This is a genomic window from Kribbella sp. CWNU-51 (genome assembly GCF_054073265.1).
Window position 1 is genome coordinate 1 of the sequence record NZ_JBSXMZ010000069.1, and the last position, 1,199, is coordinate 1,199.

Below are 1,199 nucleotides of genomic sequence, written 5' to 3' on the forward strand. Positions count from 1 at the left end.
GCCGGGCCGCCGGAACCGTCTGCCGGCGGGTGAACCGTCTGCCGGCGGGTGAACCGTCTGCCGGCGGCAGACGTTGTACCAGGTGGTGACCCGTGTCGAGGACGAGACCCCGGTACGCGCGCCGGACCGCGGCCGCCTGGCCGGGCTGGACGGGCTGCGCGGGCTGGCCGCGCTATACGTGCTGCTGTTCCACTGCTGGCTGCTGACGTACCCCGGCTTCCCCACCAACCACGGCCCGGCCTGGCTCGGCTGGCTCCTCTACGGCCACCTCGCTGTGGTGTTCTTCCTCGTCGTGTCCGGTTTCTCGCTGGCCGTCGGGCCGGCCCGGCACGGCTGGCGGCTCAGCGGCGGCCCGAGCCTGTTCGCGCGCCGGCGGGCCTGGCGGATCCTGCCGCCGTACTGGGCGGCGCTGGTGTTCAGCCTGGTCGTCGCCTGGGCGGTCACGCCGCAGCCGCACTCGGTCGCGCCCACCGCCCGGACCGTCGCGGTCTACGGGCTGCTGCTGCAGGACCTCGCCGTCGCACCGACCCCGAACGGCGCGTTCTGGTCGATCGCCGTCGAGGCCGAGCTGTACGTCGTGTTCCCGCTCCTGCTGCTGCTGCGGCGCCGGCTGGGCGCAGCGGTGCTGCTCGCGGTCGCGACCGTCCCGATGATCGTCGCCGCCCTGCTGCTCCCGTCGCTGCCGGGCGTGCCCCCGGTGGACAAGCTGTCCGGGCTGACCCCGCAGCTGGCGCCGCTGTTCGCGCTCGGCGTGGCCGGGGCCGGCATCCTCGTCGCCGGCGACCGGGTGCGCCGGCTGCCGTGGCACTGGCTGGCCGCGCTGGCCGCCCTGCCGGTCGTGGTGCTCGCGGCCGGCGCCGGCACGGTGTGGACGGTGCGGCACTACTTCTGGGTGGACCTCGCGATCGGGCCGGCCATGGTGCTGCTGCTGATGGCCGTGACGACCGGGCGACCCGCGCTGCTGGTGCGGCTGCTGGACAACCGCCTGGTGCGCGGGCTGGGCACGTTCTCCTACAGCCTCTACCTAGTCCAGCTGCCGATCGTCGTGGTGGTGAGCCGGGTCGTGAAGGCGCACCACCTCGTCCCGGCCGGGCAGCCGACCTTCGCCCTGACGCTGGCCGTCGCGGTGCCGCTGACGCTGGCGCTGGCCCGGCTGTTCGCCGCGGTCTTCGAGATTCCGTTCCAGCGCCACCGCGGCT

The 1,199-nt window shown here is 74.7% G+C and carries 1 protein-coding gene; it reads left to right on the plus strand.

All coding sequences use genetic code 11. The annotated features are described in order from the left end of the window. Window positions 1–82 precede the first annotated feature (82 nt). A partial coding sequence (locus ACXC9Q_RS41830) for an acyltransferase family protein (protein ID WP_457062605.1) occupies window positions 83–1,199 on the plus strand: 1,117 nt, incomplete at its 3' end.